Genomic DNA, 1,243 nt, shown 5'->3' with positions numbered 1-1,243 from the left:
CATTCAACATGGCTAGTTTCTGCTGGCCTGGAAGGATGAACCTATGCCCCCTCGCTACCCCAAAGAGTTCCGTGACGACGTCATAAAGATCGCGTTGGACCGCGGCCCGGAAGTGACGCTCGCGCAGATCGCGAAGGACTTCGGTATTCACGTCGGAACTCTCGATAAATGGCTTCGAGAGGAACGCGTCGAGGCCGGACAGAAACCTGGCGTGACCCGTTCCGAGAACACTGAGCTACGTGAACTTCGTAAACGGAACAAGCTCCTTGAACAAGAAGTGGAAGTGCTTCGTCGTGCGGCCGCGTATCTCTCGCAGGCGCATCTGCCGGGAAAAGGCTCTACCCGCTCGTGAAAGAGCTCGCCAATGACGGGGTCCCTGTCGTGGTGTCGTGCCGGGTATTGAAGCTTTCCCGCCAGCCTTACTACCGCTGGCTGCGTAGTCCAGTCACCGGGCGTGACCTTACGCAGGCGTATCGCGCGAACGCGCTCCACGACGCCCACCTTGAAGACCCCGAGTTCGGGTACAGGTTCCTTGCCGACGAAGCGAAGAGCCTCGGCGAGCAGATGGCTGACAGAACTGCGTGGCGGCTCTGCCGCGATCAGCAGTGGTGGTCAGCATTCGGGAAGAAGAAAGCCCGCGGGAAAGGCAGAAAGCCTGGCCCACCCGTTCATGACGACCTGGTGCAGCGCGAGTTCGTGGCCGCTACCCCGAACGAGTTATGGCTCTCGGACATCACCGAGCATAGGACTGGTGAAGGCAAGCTCTACCTGTGCGCGGTGAAAGACGTGTGGTCAAACCGAATCGTGGGTTACTCCATCGACGCGCAAATGACCTCCTCGCTTGCGGTGACCGCGTTGAACAACGCTGTGCTTCGCCGCGGAGACGTGCGTGGATGTGTGCTGCACACGGATCGTGGTTCTCAGTTTCGAAGCCGGAAACTGCAGCGCGCGCTCGCCGCTCATGGCATGGCCGGTTCGATGGGACGGGTGGGCGCTGCTGGCGATAACGCTGCGATGGAGTCGTTCTTCAGTCTGCTCCAGAAGAACGTTCTGAACCGTAAGACCTGGGCGACTCGTGACGAGCTCCGGTCAGCGATCGTGACCTGGATCGAGCGCACCTATCATCGACGTCGCAGACAGGTCAGGTTGGGGCGTTTGACGCCGCTCGAGTACGAGACCATCATGAACAAACAGGTCGCACTCGCTGCCTAACCAAACTGTCACCTCAACGTGCATCAGACCC

At 59.9% G+C, this 1,243-nt stretch carries 1 protein-coding gene; it reads left to right on the top strand.

Going from position 1 to position 1,243, the window contains the following annotated elements:
• Nucleotides 1-43 precede the first annotated feature (43 nt).
• Nucleotides 44-1,212, top strand: a protein-coding gene (locus AB0O71_RS15465) for an IS3 family transposase (protein ID WP_363746741.1) whose coding sequence is annotated in 2 segments (ribosomal slippage) — nt 44-328 and nt 331-1,212 — 1,167 coding nt in all. Because the reading frame shifts where the segments join, the coding sequence is not laid out codon by codon here.
• Nucleotides 1,213-1,243: the final 31 nt, after the last annotated feature.

Origin of the sequence: Leucobacter sp. NPDC077196 (assembly GCF_040687075.1) — a bacterium.
Classification (GTDB): Bacteria; Actinomycetota; Actinomycetes; order Actinomycetales; family Microbacteriaceae; genus Leucobacter.
This window is presented reverse-complemented; position numbering and strand designations above follow the sequence as displayed.